The 18,023-nt window shown below is 69.2% G+C and carries 16 protein-coding genes; 10 read left to right on the forward strand and 6 right to left on the reverse strand.

All coding sequences use genetic code 11. The features are described from left to right. The first annotated feature begins 47 nt into the window (after window positions 1-47). The gene (locus ACYVAN_RS11970; RefSeq protein ID WP_460958821.1) at window positions 48-482 is read left to right on the forward strand and encodes a RidA family protein; all 435 of its coding nucleotides are present in this window, start codon (window positions 48-50) and stop codon (window positions 480-482) included. A gap of 384 nt (window positions 483-866) precedes the next feature. Here the strand turns inward: ACYVAN_RS11970 and ACYVAN_RS11975 are convergent, their stop codons facing one another. Beyond that, a complete protein-coding gene (locus ACYVAN_RS11975) occupies window positions 867-1,778 on the reverse strand; it encodes a proline dehydrogenase family protein (RefSeq protein ID WP_460958823.1) in 912 nt (303 codons plus the stop codon). 454 nt (window positions 1,779-2,232) lie between these two features. Beyond that, the gene (gene pruA / locus ACYVAN_RS11980; RefSeq protein ID WP_460958825.1) at window positions 2,233-3,873 is read right to left on the reverse strand and encodes an L-glutamate gamma-semialdehyde dehydrogenase; all 1,641 of its coding nucleotides are present in this window, start codon (window positions 3,871-3,873) and stop codon (window positions 2,233-2,235) included. Window positions 3,874-3,961: 88 nt separating this feature from the next. On the opposite strand from pruA, the gene ACYVAN_RS11985 reads away from it, so the two are divergent. The 4 genes from ACYVAN_RS11985 (at window position 3,962) to ACYVAN_RS12000 (ending at window position 8,646) form a co-directional block, all read left to right on the forward strand. Further along, on the forward strand, window positions 3,962-4,678 hold the full coding sequence (locus ACYVAN_RS11985; protein WP_460958827.1) for a GntR family transcriptional regulator: 717 nt from the start codon (window positions 3,962-3,964) through the stop codon (window positions 4,676-4,678). 365 nt (window positions 4,679-5,043) lie between these two features. Then, window positions 5,044-5,379 (forward strand): hypothetical protein, encoded by a 336-nt coding sequence (locus ACYVAN_RS11990; protein WP_460958829.1) that lies wholly within the window; start codon window positions 5,044-5,046, stop codon window positions 5,377-5,379. A gap of 21 nt (window positions 5,380-5,400) precedes the next feature. Beyond that, the gene (locus tag ACYVAN_RS11995; protein WP_460958831.1) at window positions 5,401-7,056 is read left to right on the forward strand and encodes an alpha-amylase family glycosyl hydrolase; all 1,656 of its coding nucleotides are present in this window, start codon (window positions 5,401-5,403) and stop codon (window positions 7,054-7,056) included. 240 nt (window positions 7,057-7,296) lie between these two features. Then, on the forward strand, window positions 7,297-8,646 hold the full coding sequence (locus tag ACYVAN_RS12000) for an MFS transporter (RefSeq protein WP_460958833.1): 1,350 nt from the start codon (window positions 7,297-7,299) through the stop codon (window positions 8,644-8,646). A 65-nt stretch (window positions 8,647-8,711) separates the two neighbouring features. Here the strand turns inward: ACYVAN_RS12000 and ACYVAN_RS12005 are convergent, their stop codons facing one another. Then, entirely contained in the window at window positions 8,712-9,731 is a 1,020-nt protein-coding gene (locus ACYVAN_RS12005; protein WP_460958835.1) for a LacI family DNA-binding transcriptional regulator, read from the reverse strand. Window positions 9,732-9,876: 145 nt separating this feature from the next. Here ACYVAN_RS12005 and ACYVAN_RS12010 point away from each other — a divergent pair, with 145 nt between their 5' ends. The 5 genes from ACYVAN_RS12010 to ACYVAN_RS12030 are packed head-to-tail and all read left to right on the forward strand — an operon-like array spanning window position 9,877 to window position 14,504. Continuing rightward, window positions 9,877-11,016, forward strand: coding sequence for a cupin domain-containing protein (locus tag ACYVAN_RS12010; RefSeq protein WP_460958837.1), 1,140 nt, complete (start codon window positions 9,877-9,879; stop codon window positions 11,014-11,016). Continuing rightward, window positions 11,009-11,773, forward strand: coding sequence for an alpha/beta fold hydrolase (locus ACYVAN_RS12015; RefSeq protein WP_460958839.1), 765 nt, complete (start codon window positions 11,009-11,011; stop codon window positions 11,771-11,773). Before ACYVAN_RS12010 ends, ACYVAN_RS12015 begins: the two co-directional genes overlap by 8 nt. Continuing rightward, window positions 11,724-13,031, forward strand: coding sequence for a histidinol dehydrogenase (gene hisD / locus ACYVAN_RS12020; RefSeq protein ID WP_460958841.1), 1,308 nt, complete (start codon window positions 11,724-11,726; stop codon window positions 13,029-13,031). The genes ACYVAN_RS12015 and hisD (ACYVAN_RS12020) overlap by 50 nt, the downstream gene beginning before the upstream one ends. Then, window positions 13,018-13,791, forward strand: a complete 774-nt coding sequence (locus ACYVAN_RS12025; RefSeq protein ID WP_460958843.1) for an SDR family NAD(P)-dependent oxidoreductase — start codon at window positions 13,018-13,020, stop codon at window positions 13,789-13,791. The genes hisD (ACYVAN_RS12020) and ACYVAN_RS12025 overlap by 14 nt, the downstream gene beginning before the upstream one ends. Then, window positions 13,788-14,504 carry an HpcH/HpaI aldolase family protein gene (locus tag ACYVAN_RS12030; RefSeq protein ID WP_460958845.1) on the forward strand — a complete coding sequence of 239 codons (717 nt, stop codon included), beginning with the start codon at window positions 13,788-13,790 and terminating at the stop codon, window positions 14,502-14,504. The genes ACYVAN_RS12025 and ACYVAN_RS12030 overlap by 4 nt, the downstream gene beginning before the upstream one ends. A gap of 85 nt (window positions 14,505-14,589) precedes the next feature. On the opposite strand, the gene ACYVAN_RS12035 is transcribed toward ACYVAN_RS12030, so the two are convergent. The 3 genes from ACYVAN_RS12035 to hisD (ACYVAN_RS12045) are packed head-to-tail and all read right to left on the reverse strand — an operon-like array spanning window position 14,590 to window position 17,974. Continuing rightward, a complete protein-coding gene (locus ACYVAN_RS12035; protein WP_460958847.1) occupies window positions 14,590-15,393 on the reverse strand; it encodes a nitrilase-related carbon-nitrogen hydrolase in 804 nt (267 codons plus the stop codon). 55 nt (window positions 15,394-15,448) lie between these two features. Continuing rightward, window positions 15,449-16,645: an ester cyclase gene (locus tag ACYVAN_RS12040; protein ID WP_460958849.1), complete on the reverse strand. Its 1,197-nt coding sequence runs from the start codon at window positions 16,643-16,645 to the stop codon at window positions 15,449-15,451. After that, complete coding sequence (hisD, locus tag ACYVAN_RS12045) at window positions 16,646-17,974, reverse strand: histidinol dehydrogenase (protein ID WP_460958851.1); 1,329 nt, start codon at window positions 17,972-17,974, stop codon at window positions 16,646-16,648. Between the last annotated feature and the right edge of the window lie 49 nt (window positions 17,975-18,023).

The following is an 18,023-nucleotide window of genomic DNA, read 5'->3' on the forward strand; positions in this document are numbered from 1 at the left end:
CGCGGGTGCCTTATTCTATTCCGAAGTATGTTTGTGGGGTTGATTTTATGAGTCCAACGCATCTGAACACTGAGGACAAGCGTCGCAACGTCGTGGGTGATGGTGGTGAGGCGGCTCCGCTGATGTCTCCGGCGGTCGTCTACGGAGACTTGGTGTGGACCAGTGGGCAACTGCCCACCGACGCTGAGGGGAATACGCCGGACGAATTTTCGGAGCAGGTCGAGCTGACCTTTGACAATCTGGAGCGGACCCTGCATCAGGCGGGAGCCAGTTTGGCCACGGTCCTCAAGGTGTCGATCTTCCTCGCCGACATCAACGACCTGGGAACGTTGAACGAGGTCTACCGGCGTCGCCTCGGCGGCAGCGCTCCCGCGCGGACCACTGTTCAAGTGGCTGCATTCCGGGGCACGAAAAGGGTTGAACTCGATGTCGTGGCTCACCTGGCGTCCGGAGCGTCACCTGCAGGGGGAAGCGCAGGGTAGGCGGTAATCCGTCGGATGAACCCGGCGCGGGTGGTGGGACACCGCCTGCGCCGGGTTGTCCGGTCGCACCTGGTCTCCGCGCTTGCGGACACCGCCGGGGCGAGCCGCGCGAGCAACAGGATGGGTGCGAGTTGCCCGGACTCGGCCCTGCAATGATCGTGTCGTCCCTTGGGTGATTGCGGGTTTGCCAGGGTCTTCCGCAACCAGCGCTGCGCTCGGGCCGCGGGAGCTGAGATCGAATATCGAACGGCGGTCGCCGCCATCCCGGGTAATCGTTGCTCGAGCTCGGACGCGATCATTGGCGGCGATGGTCGACCTCGTGGGCGGCCAACCCGCTTTGAACTCCGGCTCCACGCCCGCCTGTCGGCGGTCACGAAACGTTGCTCAGCTGCCGATGAGCGAGCGCAGGAAAAACAAGAGGTTGGCGGGACGCTCGGCCATCCTCCGCATGAGGTATGGGTACCACTGGCTGCCGAACGGGACGTAAACACGGATTCGGTAGCCCTCGGCGGCCAGCTTCTCCTGGAGATCACGGCGGACTCCGTAGAGCATCTGGAATTCGAAGTCGCGAGGGTCGATCCCCATCCGGCCGGATATCGCCTTCACATGATTGATGCAGGTGTCATCGTGGGTACCGAACGCAGGGTCCGGCAGGTTGCGGAGTGCCCACTCGGTGAGGTGCCGGTACTGAGCGGTGACCTCACCGCCATCACAGATGGCTCTGTCAATGTTCTCCCGGTAGGCGCCCTTCACCAGCCGGATGCACGGCTTGATGTCGGTGAACGAGTGCAAATCGTCCGGGCAGCGGCGCAAGGCCGCTTGCTGGGCGATCCGGGTGTTGGGAAACGAGGGCAGGAGCGAGCGGTAGGTCTCCAGGATCTGTCGGCCGACGGAGCTGTGCTCCATGTCCACCTCGACCGTGACCCCGAACCGACCAGCGACCTCGAGTAGCCGCTCGAGGTGGTCGGCGCAGGCGCGTTGGTCCAGGCCCACGCCGAGTTGTGTGAGCTTGACCGACACGGTCGCGCCAGGTGCACGGTCGGCGATGGCGTGAATGGTGTCGACGTAGGCGTTCGTGGCGAGCGCGGACTCCTGGAGGTCGCTCACGGTCTCGCCGAGCAAGTCGAGGCTGACGTCGATGCCCTTGGAATTGAGGGTCCGAGCGACGGTGATGGCCTCGTCCAGGGTGGTGCCGGCGACGTACCGGGAGACCAGACCGCGCGTGAGCCGGTTGCGGCCAATCCAGTCTCCGAGGCGCTTGTTCTCCGCGGCACGGAGCAGAAGCCTTCTGAGCATCTCCTCTTCCCCACATGTCGCCGAGCACGGAGGTGCGAGCATGCACTGGTCAGGCGTGGTCGTAGCCTGGCGCGCCGAGTGGTGCACGAGGCGCCGACGCTCTGGTAGAGGCCAAAGTAGCTGCCGCGCTGCTGCTGCGCGAACGCGGTGAACAGTGCGGGACCAACCCGACGGGCCACCGCTTCTGGACGTGCTTTCGAGGGCGCGGGCCCCGGGCTGCCGGTGCCCGGGGCCCGCCCGATTCCGAACCGTTCGAGTGGAGCCCGGTCCTGGGCGGACCCGGATCACGATGAACTCGGCTGGGTTGAGGCCGTCGTTGAGACGCACCCCTCCCCGGTGACGCCAGCCGACGTCACCGGGGAGGGGCCGACGGGTCGTATCGTCGACCAGCACGGTGGCGTGACCCCACACAGGACAGAAATCTCCTCGAGTCCCATGTCGGTGCCTCTTGGCCTCACCCCATGTACGGGTAGGTCCAGTCCTGATCGGGGGCCATGTTCTCCTTGATGAACCGGCCGCTGACCCAGCGCTGCAGGGCGAGCGTCGAGCCGGTCTTGTCGTTGGTGCCCGACCCGCGGCCGCCGCCGAAGGTTTGCTGGCCCATCATGGCGCCGGTGGGCTTGTCGTTGATGTAGGTCATCCCGGCGGTGTCGCGGAGCCGGTCCAGCGCGGTGGTGATCGCGGTGCGGTCGTTGGCGAACACCGAGCAGCTCAGCCCGTACTGGCTGGTGCTGTCGACCAGGTCGAGGGTCCGGTCCCACTCGGCGTCGTCGTAAACGTAGACGCTCAGGAACGGTCCGAACATCTCCTCCGACATGCTGAACGCCGTCGGGTCGTCCGTGCGGACGATTGTCGGGTCAACGAACGAGCCGCGCTCGGTCGATGTGGTACCACCTGCCAGGATCTGGTGCCCGGGGTCGGCGTTGGCCCGGTCGATGGCGTTTTGCAGGCGGTCGACCGCGTTGCGGTCGATGACCGCGCCGACGAAGGTCTTGTGGTCGAGGATGTCGCCGACTTGCAGGCTGGCGGTGGTCTCCAGCAGCGGGGCCTCCAACTCCCTCCACAGGCTGCGCGGGATGTAGGTGCGGCCGGCAGCCGTGCACTTCTGGCCCTGGTACTCGAACGCACCGCGTACCAGGGCGACCAGGAGCGCCTGCGGGTCGGCGCTGGGGTGCGCCACGACTGCGTTCTTGCCGCCGGTCTCGCCGACCAGCCGCGGGTAGCTGCGGTAGTTGTGGATGTTCTGGGCAGTGCTGCGCCAGATGTTGCGGAACACCGTGGTGGAACCGGTGAAGCTGATGCCGGCGAGGTCCTCGTTCGCTTGGGCGGTCGCGGTGACCAGGCCGCCGTCGCCGTGGACGAGGTTGATGACGCCTGGCGGGAGGCCGGCCTCCTCGAAGACCCGCATGACGACCTCGCTGCTCAGCGCGGACTTCTCCGAGGGCTTCCAGACCACCACGTTGCCCATCAGTGCGGGAGTGGCGGGCAGGTTGCCGGCGATCGCGGTGAAGTTGAACGGGGTGAGCGCGAGGACGAAGCCCTCGAGGGGGCGGTGGTCCATCGTGTTGCGGACGCCGGTCACCGAGAACGGCTGGTTCTGGTAGATCTGCGAGGCCAGGTGGACGTTGTACCGAAGGAAGTCCACCAGCTCGTTGACGTCGATCTCGGCCTGGTGGAAGGTCTTGGACTGGCCGAGCATCGTCGTGGCCAGGAGCTCGTCGCGGTACTTGCCGTTGACCAGCTCGGCTGCGCGCTGGAAGACCGCTGCCCGGTCCCACCATGCGGTTCGCGACCAGTCGTGCCGAGCGGCCAGCGCAGCGTCGATCGCGGCGTTGACCTGCTCCTCGCGGACGAGAGGGATCCGGCCGAGGTGCAGGGAGTGGTCGTGCGGCGCGATCACGTCGGCGGTCTTGCCCAGCTCGTGGCGCTCGCCTGCGATCACGTTCGGCAGGTCGCGCACCTGGCTACGGACCCGGTCGACCTCCTTGAGCAGCCGGACGGCCTCGGACGACCCGGGTGCGTAGTCCCGCGGTAGCTCGTTGACCGGCTCCGGTCCGCGGGGATTGCCCGCCACGCTGACACCGTGCGCAGCCATGACGCCTCCTCAAAGCTCTCGTTGGAAGAACAAACCCCAACTGAAGTTGTGTTAAAATTTCAGTATGAAGAATAGGTACCCTGTCCGCGTGGGTCAACACTTCGAAGACAACAACACCGCCACCGCAGCCTCCTCCCGTCCGGCGCGCCCGGAGGGCATCGACCGGCCGGTGCGGATGGTCGACCGCGCCTACGAGCAGCTACGCGACGATCTCGTCACGCTGCGGATCGAACCGGGGGAGCCTCTCGATGAAAAACGCCTGAGCGCGTCGCTGGAGCTCGGCCTCACACCGGTGCGCGACGCGATCAAACGGCTCACGCTCGAGCGGCTCGTGGTGACCTACCCGCGCCGGGGAACCTTCGCCGCCGAGATCTCGGTCAGCGACGAGGTCTGGCTGACCGAGATCCGCGAAGAACTCGAGGGACTGGCCGCGGCCCTGGCGGCGACACGGGCCACCCCCACCGAGAGGGAGAAACTGTCCCACCTGGCGGATCTGGCGAACTCCCACCCGTCAGCGGATCACGGCTCCACTTCGTACATCGAGGTGGACGCCGCGATCCACCGCGCGATCTACGCGGCCGCCCACAACCCGTTCCTCGAGACGAACCTGAACCAATACGCCACTCTCGCCATGCGGATCTGGCACTACGGCCTCCGGCAGGTCGCCCACCAGCCGACTACCCGGTGCGACCAGGCAGGAGTGGTCGCTGCCATCGTGCGGGGAGACGCCGAAGCCGCACGCGCAGGTGCCCAGGCGCACCTGCACGACTTCTCCGACAGCGTCCGCGCGCTGCTCGCCCGCTGAGCCCCGGATGGCCGACGCCCTGCCCGAGCGGGCGCAGCGCCCTTCCTGCGCTCGCCCGCCAACAGGGCAGGAACCCCTGTGGCCGAGAGCCGGTTGGAAGCCCCGCACTGGCCGGTGACCAGCGAACCCTGATGGTCGGCAGGTGAGGAGCGTCCGCGCGAGCGCTACGCGGCCGAGGTCGCGGTCGGCGTCCTGGTTGGACTGCTGGTGCTCGGTCCGCTGTTCGGCACGCACGACGGGTTCGGACTGCCGCTGTTCGCCGGATGGGCGGGCGGGTTCGGCTCGGCGGCGATGGGCACGGTGTTCGGCGAAGGTGGCGGCCTGAAGCGCAGTCGCTGGCCTTCACCTCCGCGACGGTCGGGTTATTGGTCGGCACCGTCGGCGGCACTGTCCAGGCCAAGATCGGAGCCAAGCGCGGGCATGCCAAGGAATTCGAAAACTTGGGCGCGCTTCCCGAAGATCTCCGAACCGGGGTCCTCCGGTCAGCAGGCGAGCGGCCGGCGATCGGCACGCACACCTTCTCGGGCGGGTCGATCGAGTCTTTGAGTTTTCAGGCCGGGATCGTTCTCGTGATCTCTGCGGCGGCGTACGGGGTCAACACTCTCCTGGGCGAGCTCAAGATGCCATGGGAACGGCGGAATGCGACGAACGCATTCCGCTGCGGCCGCCCGATGAGTACATTGACGCACTTGCATACGTAGTCAAGTGCGAGGGATGTATTCATGGCGTTTAGCAGGCGATCGTTCATGCTCGGCACCGGTGTGGCGCTCACGGGAGCGGCGTTCGCGCCCTCCGCGCTGAGCGCATCGGGCGCGTCCGCGGCGGCGGGCACGCACTCCTGGCTGGCCGACACCGTCCTCTACCAGCTCTACCCGCAGAGCTTCGCCGATACCGACGCCACCGGGATCGGCGACCTGCATGGCATCATCGAGCACCTCAACCACCTGCAATGGCTCGGCGTCGGCGCGATCTGGGTCAACCCGGTGTTCCCGTCGCCGCTCACCGACGCCGGGTACGACATTGCCGACTACACCGGGGTGCACCCGCGCTACGGCGACGAGCAGGACGTGGCGCTACTGGTCGAAGAGGCGCGCCGGCGCGGCATGCGGGTGCTGTTCGACCTCGTCGCGGGCCACACCTCCGACCAGCACCCCTGGTTCCTCGGCTCGCTGCAGGACGACACCGACGACCGCTACATCTGGGCCACCCCGGACCAGCTGCCCGACGACGGCACGCTGCCTGAGGAGTTCGTCGTCTCTCCCGGCCCGCGCCCCGGCGCGTTCCGCAAGAACTACTACGACACCCAGCCGGCGATCAACTACGGCTACGCGCGGATGAACCCGGCCGAGCCGTGGCGCCAGCCGGTCGACGCGGAAGGACCGCGGCGCAACCGCGAGGCGATCCTCCCGGTTATGGACCACTGGCTGCGCTTGGGCATCGCCGGGTTCCGCTGCGACCTCGCGGCCACGCTCATCAAGGATGACCCGGGCTGGCTCGAGACCGGCAGGCTGTGGGGCGAAATTCGGCAGTGGGTCGCTCGCCATTACCCCGACGCCGTGCTCATCTCCGAATGGGGCGATCCCGAGACCTCGGTGCCCGCCGGTTTCGATGCCGACTTCTACCTGCCGGTCAACGGGCCGGGAGACGGGGCGCCCTGGAAGTCGCTGTGGCGCGAGAACCCGTACTTCGGCGCCGAGGGCACTGGTACCGCGAAGATCTTCATCGACGCGTGGACGGAGGCGACGGAGAAAATCGGGCGCGGCCGCATCATGCTCCCGACGGCCAACCACGACAGCGCGAACCGGCTCAACGACGGCGTCCGCACCCCGGAGGAACTCCCGGTCGCATTCGCGTTCCTGCTGACCTGGCCGACCGTGCCCGCGCTGTACTACGGCGAGGAGATCGGCATGCGCATGGTCAAGGGGCTTCCCGAGGTCGAGGGCAGTGCCGGGCGCCAGCGCAACCGCACGCCGATGCAATGGAACGACGGCCCGAACGCCGGGTTCTCCAGCGCTCCCTCCGATGAGCTCTACATCCCGATCGACCCGGACCCGAATCGGCCGAACGTCGAGCAGCAGCGGCGCGATCCCGGGTCGCTGCTGCACTTCGTGCGGCGGCTGCTGGCGCTGCGCAAGCAGCATCCGGAACTCGGTACGCAGGCCGACGTGCGGGTGTTCTCCGACGACTACCCGCTGACCTACCTGCGCGGCGGTCGGTTCCTGGTCACTGCCAATCCGCGGCGCGAGCCCGCGACGGTCACCGTGCCCGACGACCGCCTCGCGGGAGCCCGGCCCGTCGAGGACAGCGGCGTGCAGGTGGACAGTGAGGTGCTCACGGTGCCCGGATTCGGCTACGCCATCCTCGACATGCACGGCTGAGCGGTGCGTGGACGGTCCGCGCGGCAGGGGCGTCCACCCCCGGGCGGGGCGGCGCCGGATCCGGTCCGCCCGGGTTGGACGCAACGGCCCACGCTGCCTTCCGCCGCGAACGTGCGGCGCTGCGCGACGCCCTGCCCGCACCGCGTGCTTCTTGACGCCCTGGGGGTCGGAAGCTAGCCTCCGACGACCTTCATACGTATGCATAGACGTACACCGGGGTCGCGACCACTGGAGATGTTCATGTCCATCGGAATGCCGGGAGCACCCGCTCCCACCGCTGCGGCGGAACCGGAGCAGGCGACAAAGAAGAAGATCCGCAGAGCGGTCTACGCCGGCGGTGTCGGGAACTTCGTCGAGCAGTTCGACTACGGGCTCTACGGCTACATGGCGCCGATGCTGGCCTCCTCGTTCTTTCCGGGCGGCAACAGCGCGGCGGCGGTGCTGAGCACGTACGCCGTCTTGGCCGTGGCCTGCGTGTTCCGCCCCCTCGGGGGCACGCTCGTCGGCCGCTGGGGCGACCGGGTCGGCCGCAAGAAAGCCCTGCTGTGGACCATCATCATGATGGGCCTCTCCACGGCGCTGATCGGAGCCCTGCCGACATACCAACAGGTCGGCTTCTTGGCGCCGCTGCTGCTCGTGGTGATCCGGACGTTCCAAGGGATGATCTCCGGCGGGGAGTACGTGGGCGCGGTCGCGTTCATCGTGGAGTGGGCGAAGCCGAACCAGCGCGCCTACTACACCTCCTACGCCTCGAACAGCTGCTTCCTCGGCATCCTCTGCGGCGCGGGTGTCGCGGCGCTGGTGAGCACCGTGTTCGAGCAGCCGCAACTGGAATCCTGGGGTTGGCGGATCCCGTTCCTCGCGGTGCTGCCGCTGTCGCTGGTGGGGCTGTGGCTGCGCAGCCGCATCGAGGAGACCCCGGAATTCATGCGCGAGACCGAAGGTGGCACGAAGATCGTCAAGGCGCCCGTCCGCGAGGCGGTGCGCGAGCAGTGGCGTCCGATCCTGGTGTTCTGCGGCGCCTCGATCATGCTGGCGATCCTGTCCTACACCTGGGTCACCTACTACCCGGAGTACCTGACCAGCGAACTCGGGCTGACCCGGTCGCAGGCGCTGTTGTCGAACCTGATCTCGGTGGCGGTGCTGATGCCGCTGCTGCCGCTGGCGGGCAAGCTCTCGGACCGGATCGGCCGCAAGCCGATGCTGATCAGCGGGGCGGTTGCCTGCATCGCGCTCGTCCCGCTGGCGTTCGCCATCGGCGAGCAGGGCAGCTTCACCTCCGCAGTGTGCAGCCAGCTGGTCTACATCATCCCGGAGTTCTTCCTCACCGGGATCGTGACGACGTGCTCGGCGGAGCTGTTCGCGACCCGCACCCGGTTCAGCGCGAGCGCCATCGCCTACAACAGCTCATTCTCCATCTTCATGGGCGTCACGCCGTTCATCGCCGCACTGCTGGTGAACCGGTTCGACACGATCTACGCCGTCTGGGCCTACCTCGCCGCGGCAGCGGTGCTGGCGCTGGTCGTGATCACGGTGTTCATGAAGGAGACGTACCGCAGTGACCTCGGCGCGGACAAGTTCGCCGAGTAGCTCGACTTCTGCCGCGAGACGGTGGTGGCGCGGGGACCACCTGCGCCACCACCGCGCGTCCGGAGTTACACCCGCCACGCCCGGCGCGAGCGGGGCGGCGCATGGGTGCCGCGGAGCACCAGTTCCGGGGCGAAGGCCACCTGCCGAGCGGATTCGGGCGCCTCGCCGGAGAACCGTTCGACCAGCAGCCGGGCCGCGGTCCGGGCCATCTCCGGGAGGTCGTAGCGGATCGTGGTGAGCGAGAATGCTTCCCACGAGGCCATCGGCAGGTCGTCGAAACCCACCAGCGTCAGGTCGTCGGGGATGCGCAGGCCTTCGCGCAGCGCCGCGTTGTATGCGCCGATGGCCACGACGTCGTTGCCGCAGAACACGGCGGTCAGCTCGGGGTCGGCGTCCAAGAGCTCGGTGAGCCCCTGGTAGCCGGTGTCGAAGTCGTAGGGTCCGCGCCGGATCCTGGTCGCGGGCAGCACGATGCCTGCGTCGGCGAGCCCGGCCACGAAGCCCTGCTCACGATCGCGTCCGGAGCTGGTGTCGGACGAACCTCCCAGCAAGGCGATCTTGCGGTGCCCGAGTTCGGCGAGCTCGTCGGCGGCGATCCGGCCGCCGCGCTCGTTGTCGACCACGGCAGCGTCGGCGCCCTCGCGCCCGTCGACGCGGTTGAGGAACACGAACGGAACCTGCTTGCGCCGCAGCGCTTCCGGCAGCCCGGAACCGCTCGTGGCCGTCGTCAGCACCGCGCCGTCGATGGAGTGGTCGAGCAGCCGCTCGGTGGCCAGGGCGGCGTCGGAGCGCTCGGTCAGCAGCATCATCCGGTAGCCGCGCTGCTCCAACTCGTCGTGCAACGGACCGACCAGGTACGGGTAGAACGGGTTGGCCAGGTCGCTGACCAGTACGCCGATCCGGCGCGTGGTGTGTGTGGACAGGCTGCGGCCCGCCTCGCTCGGCACGTAGTTGAGCGCGTCCGCAGCGTGGCGGACGCGCTCCTGCGTCGTCGCCGACACCCGCGGGTCCCCGCGCAGGGCGCGCGAAACCGTCGCCTGGGACACCCCGGCGAACCTGGCGACATCATGACTCGTGATCGACATTCGACCTCCCAGTATACGCATTCTAATCGGGACCCCACCGGGAGATCTGGACGGATCCAGTGTCGATTCCGCCTAGGAGAGTCATTGACCACCGTGACGGGCGGTGCTGTAATGCATACGTAGTCATTAATGCGGAGGTGTACGAATGCAGCACGGACCGGTACGGGTCAATGAAGAGGAGGTCGCGCGCAGGACCATCCGGCGAAGCGATTTCGTGTCGTGCGACCAGGCGTTCATCGACTGCCGCACGCCGGGATCGGAGCGCAAGGAGAACTACGCGATGATCGGGCCGGGGGTGTCGCAGAACTCCAAGCAGGTCATCAACCTCCGAGAGCCGCACGGCTACAACATCGGCGCGGCCGCGATGCCGCACGGCGTCACCAACAACCTGCACCTGCACTTCACCGCCGAGGTGTTCCTGTGCTTCCGCGGGGAGTACCTGCTGCGCTGGGGTGCAGACGGGGATGAGGGCGAGCTCGTGCTGCGGGAGGGCGACATCGCGTCGATCCCGACCTGGATCTTCCGCGGCTTCACCAACATCGGCCCGGACGACGGCTGGCTTTTCACCTCACTAGGCCACGACAACACCGGCGGCATCATCTGGGGCCCCACCGTGCTGCGGGACGCCGCCGGGTACGGGCTGCACCTGACCGAGGACGGCCGGGTCATCGACACCGTCGCCAGAGATGAACCGCCGGAGGATGTCGAGTTGGTGCGCCCGATGGCGAGCTCCGACATCGCGCGGTTGCGGTCGTTCTCCGCCGAGAAGATGCGGCGGCGCGTGGTGACCCAGGACGACCTGGAGTGGTGCTCGACGCCGTTCCTGGACTCGTTGGTCACCGGTGGCGGCGCGGAACTGGCGCTGGTGGTCGGGTTCGGCATGACCGAGAACCTCGACCAGGAGCCGCGGATCTACAACCCGCACGGGCACAACATCGCCTGGCTGCGCGCCGAGCCGGGCGCCGGGATGCTCGGGCACCGAGTCGAGGAGAAGCAGGTGCTCATGGTCAAGGACGGGTGCTGGGAGGTGACCCTCAACGACCACGAGCCGGTCACGGTGGAGCTCGGCGAGTGGGACATGCTCTCGGTTCCGCCGGGCGCGTGGCGCAGCATCCGCAACGTCGGAGAGAACACCGGCAAGCTCGTGGTGATCAACTCCGGGGACGGGCGGGTGCGAGTCGATTGGGACGAGGAGGTCGTCAAGGCCGCCGCCGACGCCGGGTTCTCGATCGACCACAACGGCTACGTGGCGCCCTACGCGCTGGTGCCGCGCTCCCGTGGCTGAGACGGTGGTGTTGCTGCCGGGCATGCTCTGCGATGCCGGGCTGTGGGCTCACGTCGAGTCCGAGTTGGACCTGCCGGTGGTGCACGCGGTGCTGAGATCCCCGAGCATCACCGGTATGGCCGAGCATGTTCTGTCCGGTGTGGACGGTCCGATCGTGCTCGTCGGGCTCAGCCTCGGGGCGATCGTCGGGTTCGAGGTGGCGCGGCTGGCACCGGAGCGGCTGGCCGGTTTCGCCGCGCTGGCCACGAACGCCGCAGCGCCGCGGGCCGAGCAGCACCAGGGATGGTCGCGGGTGGCCCGTCGGACGGAGGCGGGGGAGTTCGCAGCGGTCGTCGAGGAGATCCTGCCGACCATGTACTCCCGGCCCCAGCCCTCGCCGGACCTGGCACGGGTCTTCCGCGGGATGGCCGAGCGGATCGGCCCGCGGTGGTTCCGCGACCAGCTCGCCGCGCAGGGCACCCGGGCCGACGCCCGCGACGTTCTGCCCTCGATCACCGTCCCCTCCCTGGTGGCCTGCGGGGCCGAGGACGCCTTGTGCCCACCCGAGTTCCACCGCGAGATGGCCGGACGGTTGCCCGATGCCGAACTGCAGCTGGTGCCCGACGCGGGACATCTGCTCCCCCTCGAAGCTCCCGAGAGAACCGCCGAACTGCTCAACCGGCTCATCCGCCGGTGTACTCCCCCCACGAACGAGGAGAACGACGACGTTGCCCGAAGAGTTGAACCGACCGGTACCGAAGCCGACCGACACCGATGACTCCGCCTTGCGCGACCGCGTCCGCACGATCATCGAAGACATCCGGACCCGCGGCGACGCGGCGGTGCACGAGTACTCAGAACGATTCGACGGTTGGAGCCCCGAGTCGTTCCGGCTCACCCCGGACGAGATCGAGCGGATCGTCGCGACCGTGCCCGAGCAGGCGCTCGACGACATCCGGTTCGTGCAGGCCCAAGTGCGCGCTTTCGCCGAGCACCAGCGGGAATCGCTGCGCGACGTCGAGGTCGAGACGCTTCCCGGGGTCCGCTTGGGACACCGGCACGTCCCGATCGACGCGGTGGGTGCGTACGTGCCCGGCGGGCGCTACCCGCTGACCGCCTCGGCGCACATGACGATCGTGACCGCCAAGGTCGCCGGCGTGCCGCGGGTCGCCGCGGCCACCCCGCCGATCCGCGGGGAGATCCCGGCGGTGACGGTCGCCGCGATGCACCTGGCGGGGGCGGACGAGATCCACCTGCTCGGCGGCGTGCAGGCGGTGGCCGCCATGGCCACCGGTACCGAGTCGATGGGTTCGGTGGACCTGCTGGCCGGGCCGGGCAACGCCTACCTCGCCGAGGCGAAGCGGCAGCTGTTCGGCGAGGTAGGCATCGACCTCTTCGCCGGACCGACCGAGATCCTGGTTATCGCCGACGACCACGCCGACCCGTTCGTGGTGGCGGTGGACCTGCTCTCGCAGGCCGAGCACGGCCCGGACTCCCCCGCGGTGCTGATCACCACCTCGCGGACTCTGGCCGCGAAGGTGATCGACCACGTCGATAAGCTGCTGCCCGGCATGCCGACCGCCGACTTCGCCGGTCCCGCCTGGCGCGATCACGGCGAGGTCGTGGTGGTCGACTCGGTGGATGAGGCGTTCGCGTTGGCCGACACCTACGCCAGCGAGCACGTCGAGGTGCTGACCGAGCAGCCGCGGCGCGCGCTGGACCGGATGCGCAACTACGGCGCGCTGTTCCTCGGCGAGGGCACCTGCGTGTCCTACGGCGACAAGGTCATCGGCACCAACCACGTGCTGCCCACCAAGGGCGCCGCGCGATACACCGGCGGGCTCTGGGTCGGGAAGTACCTGAAGACGGTGACCTACCAGGAGGTGACCGACCCGGCGGCGAGCGCGGTCCTCGGCGAGGTGTGCGGTCGAGCGGCGCGGGTCGAGCTGTTCGAGGGGCACGCCCGGTCCGGCGACGTGCGCGCCGCGAAGTACGGCGACGCGACCTTGGAATGGACCGGCCATGCCCCCGCCTGAACCGCAGCTCGCCGGACGCACCGCGCTGGTCTCCGGCGGCGGAAACGGGCTCGGGCAGGCGATGTGCCGGACTTTGTCGGCCGACGGCGCCCGGGTTATCGCCGTCGGCAGAACCCGGGCGCCATTGGACGAGACAGTGGCCGGGCTCCCGGGTGACGGCCTGGCGGTGACCTGCGACGTCTCCGACCCGGATTCGGTAGCGGCGCTCGCCGGACAGCTCGGCGGGGAGCAGGTCTCGATCCTGGTCAACAACGCCGGGATCGCCGGTCCGGTCGCACCGCTGACCGAGATAGAGCCGGGGGAGTGGGACGAGGTGTTCGCCGCCAACGTGCGCGGCACGTACCTGATGTGCCGCGCCTTCCTGCCTGCGATGACCGCGCGCGGCGCAGGGGACGTGGTCAACGTCGCCTCGGTCTCGGGGAAGCGCCCGCTGGCCCGGCGCACCCCGTACTGTGCGTCGAAGATGGCGGTGCTCGGGCTGACCACTACCTTGGCGGCCGAGGTCGGCCCGCTCGGCGTCGCGGTCAACTCGCTGTCGCCCGGGCCGGTCGACGGGCCGCGGATGGCGCGCAACTTCCGGTTGGAGGCCGAGCGGACCGGGACCACGGTCGAGCAAGCGGAGGCGGAGTTCGTCTCGCGCGCCGCGCTGGACCGGATGGTCACCGAGGACGAAGTGGCCGCCGCGCTGGTGGCGATGTTGCGAATGCCGGGGCTGTGCGCCGCCGACATCGATCTCTCCGCGGGGATGGTGGCCCGATGAAGCTGAAGTCGAAGCTGCGCGCGGGCGCTCGGCTGCGCGGGGGCATCCTGCGCCTGCCCGCCGAGATTCTGATGGAGCTGTCCGGGATCGCCGAGCTGGACTACGTGCTCGTCGACTGCGAGCACGGACCGGACGACCTGATCGCGCTGCAGCAGCACATCGCGCTCGCGCAGGCGCACGGCATTCCGGTGCTGGTGCGGGTGGGGCGCGCGGATCCGAACCAGGTGCTTCGGGTGCTCGACCTCGGCGCCGAGGGCATCGTCGTCCCGCACGTGGAGTCCGCGCGGGAGGCCGAGGAGGTGGTGCGCGCGGCGTACTACCCACCACGCGGGGAACGCGGGTTCGCGACGTACAGCAGGGCCGGTCGCTACGGCGCGGTCACCGCGGCGGAGCACCTGCGCAGCGCCGAGGACGTGCTGGTGGTGGCGATGGTGGAGACCGCGCTCGGGGTGGACAACACCGCGAGGATCGTCGCGGTGGACGGGATCGACGCGGTGTGGGTCGGACCGGCCGACCTCGCCGTGTCGCTCGGGGTGCCGCCCGGAGACGCGGCGGTACACCGAGCGATGGGCGAGGTGCACCGGCAGGCCAGGGAGGCGAAGGTGGCGGTGATGAGCATCGTCTCCAGCGCCGAGGCGGGCGCCGCCAGCGACGCGGACTTCGTGGTCTACAACCTCGCGCACATCCTGCTGAACACCTTCCGCTCCCTCTGATCCTCATCGGGGAACCGCCCGAAACGTGAGGTGAGTGCCTCATCAACCCGATCTGATCGGGCGGATGAGGCACTCACCTCTTTCGTCAGTGGGGACCGTACAGCTCCGGGCGGCGGTCGGCGAACAAGTCGGCGTGCTGGGTGAGCCGCTTGTTCCGGGAGGCGCGCAGGTCCAGGTCTGCGGAGGCGGTGCCCGACGCGTCCGTCTCGGCTCGCACCCGGCCTTCCTGGTCGATGAGGGCGGTGCCCTCCGTCCAGTGGGTGCCGCGTTCGGTTCCGGCGCGGTCGCAGCAGGCGATGGCGACGTGGTTCACCCGCGCCGCGGCCATCGCGATGACGACTTCGGGGGAGCGTTCCCCGGCGGGGCGCGGGATCAACGGCCAGTTCGTCGGCACCGCCAGCAGCTCCGTGCCGTCGAGGGCCAGTTTCCGGGTCAGTTCCGGGAATTCGAGGTCGTAGCAGATCAGCACGCCGACCCGACCGCGACTCGTGTCCAGCACCGGCGGCGCCGTCGAGCCAGGGGCGAACAGCAGCTTCTCCTCGTCCCACAGGTGGGTCTTGCGGTAGACCGCGACGAGCTCCCCGCGATCCAGCACCGCCGCGCTGTTGTGGATCAGCCCGCCGGAGCCGAGCTCGCAGAAGCCGCTCACCACGACGGAATCCGGGGCGGCACGCCCCCATTCCGCGAACAGCGGGTCATCTGGGGCCAACGCCACCGACTCGGCCTCCGCCACCGAGCTCAGCCGGTACCCGGAGGTGACGAGTTCCGGCAGCACGATCACCTCGGCACCGCGTGCGGCGGCATCGCGCACGGCCGCCACCGACAACTCGCGGTTGTACGGCAGATCGGCCACGCGCGGTGCCAGCTGGGCGCACAGCACCCGGGTCACGACCGCACCCGCACGCCGCCCGGCGGGGTGGGCTTCGGGTGTCCTGCCACCGGACTCACCCCAGCAGCGCCGGCGGCTCGTCGGCCAGCAGCTGGGCGAGCACGTCGAACTCGTTGAACAGCGACCACTCCTCCACGATGCGCCCACCGGAGAAATACAGCTGGGACATGCCCCACAGGTGCGCCCGACGTCCGGTCGGTGCGCCGTAGAGGCCGTAGCCGCGGTGCGTACCGGCGCCCGACCAGCGGACCGAGACGCTGAAGCCGTCGGCTTCGTTGCCCATCCAGTACACCTCGTCCACGGCGACGCCCAGGTCCGGGAACGTGGCCAGCAGCGACCGCGCCATGCCGCGCACGTCGGAGCGGTTGCGCCCGGTGCGGTTCGTCGTGCCGTGCCAGCGCACCGCGTCCGCGTACACCCGGTCGAAAATGCTCAGGTCCCGGCGGTTGTAGACGTTGTGGAACAGCGCCCGCACCGTCTGCTCCACGTCGAACGCCCCGTTCGGCAGCGGCAGCGGCTCCGGCTTGCGCCCGCCGACGAGCCGTTGCGGCTCGCTGAACTGGCGCGCGGTCAGCGGTGCGATTCCGCCCTCGTTGCCGTAGGTGCGGGCCGCTTCGACGACGTTGATGCCGAGCTGGTGCAACTTAGCCGCGGTGTTGTAGAGGACCCACTCCTCGTAGATCTCGTTCTCCCGCACCACGCAGTTCGCCATCACCCACGTGTCGAGCTTGCGCCCGGTCGGCGGGCCCCAGCGCCACGGCCCGGTGTGGTGGCCGATGTTGATCGCCCGGTGCGAGGTGACGAAGCCCTGGTCCTCGTCGCCCGCCCAGATCACGTCGTCGGCGTAGTGCCGGCAGTCCGGGAAGGCGTTGATCGACTGCATGGTGCCGTCGACGAGCTGCTCCACGCCGTAGGAGTAGCCGTTGTCGCCGTGCAACCGGCACCCGGGGCTGTAGGTGTCGTAGATGTAGCCGACGTCCTGGTCCTCCCAGATGCGGTGGGTGATCCGCACGATGTAGTCGACGATGTCGGTGTAGGTGTCCTCGAAACCGCGCATCGCCTGCCTGCGCTCGCCCGGCACGCGCAGCGGTTCGTCAGCGCCGTGTCCGGAGTCCACGCGGATGCTGTGGTCGGTCGGCATCGTCCGGGCGGGCGGGTGCATGGTGCCCTCAGGCGCCCCGCGGTGGGGCTCCCGCGGCGAGGAGGCCACCGCGGCGGCCCCCAGGTTCGGCTCGTCGGAGTTGCCGCTCATCTAGCGCTTTCCCTTCTGGTAACGGTCGGTGCGGATCGTGGCGGTGGCCCGGTGCGCGGCCATCTGCTCGTACTCGGAGATCACGTCCACGGCGTCGGCCAGCAGCGGCGTAGCCTGCTCGGCGACCCGCTGGTAGGTCAGCGGCTTCAGGAACCGTGACACCGAGAGTCCCGCGCCGTGCTTGGCGCCGCCCGCCGTCGGCAGCACGTGATTGGTGCCCGCCATGCCCTTGTCGGAGTACGCCACCGTGCTCCACGGTCCGAGGAAGATCGAGCCGTAGTTGTGCAGCGCCCGGTGGTAGTGGTCGTCGTCGGCGGTGATCACTTCGAGGTGTTCGGGGGCGAGGTCGTCCATCAGCGCGACGGCGGTCTCGGCGTCCGCGGCCCAGGTCACCGAGCCGTGGTCGCGCCATGCAGGACCGGCGATCTCCTTGGTCGACAGGGTTTCGAGCTGGCGCTCCACCTCGACGATCACGGCGTTGCCGAGCGCTTCCGAGGTGGTGACCAGTGCAGCCGGGGAGTTCACCCCGTGCTCGGCCTGGCCGAGCAGGTCCGCGGCCACCAGTTCCGGGTCGGCGGTCTCGTCGGCGAGCACCGCCACCTCGGACGGCCCGGCGAGCAGGTCGATGCCGACGGTGCCGAACAGCTGCCGCTTCGCCTCGGCGACGAAGGCGTTGCCCGCACCGACCAGCACGTCCACCGGACGTTCGCCGAGCAGTCCGAACGCCATCGCGGCAAGCGCCTGCACGCCGCCGAGCACGTACACCCGGTCGGCGCCGGAGAGGTGCGCGGAGTACAGCACCGCGGGGTCCGGTGTGCCGTCGCGGCCCGGCGGCAGGCAGGCCAGCACCGTCTCCACCCCGGCGATCTTGGGCACCCCGACGGTCATGAACGCGCCCGCGGTCAGTGGGAAGCGCCCGGCGGGCAGGTAGGCCCCGACCCGCTGCACCGGCACGTACTGGTGCCCGGTGACCAGGCCGGGGGCGAGCTCGGTCTCGAAGTCCTTCAGGTGGGCGCGCTGAGCGCGGGCGAAGGCGCTGGTCCGCTCAGCGCCGAGTTCCAGCGCCTCGCGGTGGGCGCGGGTGAGCTGATCACCGCTGCGCTTGATGGCGGAGGCGTCGAGCTCCACCTCGGTGTCGGTCCAGCCGTCGAGCTCGCGGGCGTAGCGCAGCACGGCGTCCATGCCGTCGCGTTCGATCGCGGCGAGCATCTCCGAGACCCGTTGGACCACCGCCGGTTCGCGTTGGGCTGCGGGGCCGTCGTGTGCCGGCGCCTTGAGGAAACGGTGCGAGCTGCCGATCTCTCTGAGCAGGGAAGGTGCGAAGCGCATGGCGCGAACCCTACGAACCGCCAAAGCACAGGACAAGGTGAGAAATTCC

It is taken from the genome of Parasphingorhabdus pacifica, assembly GCF_054779195.1.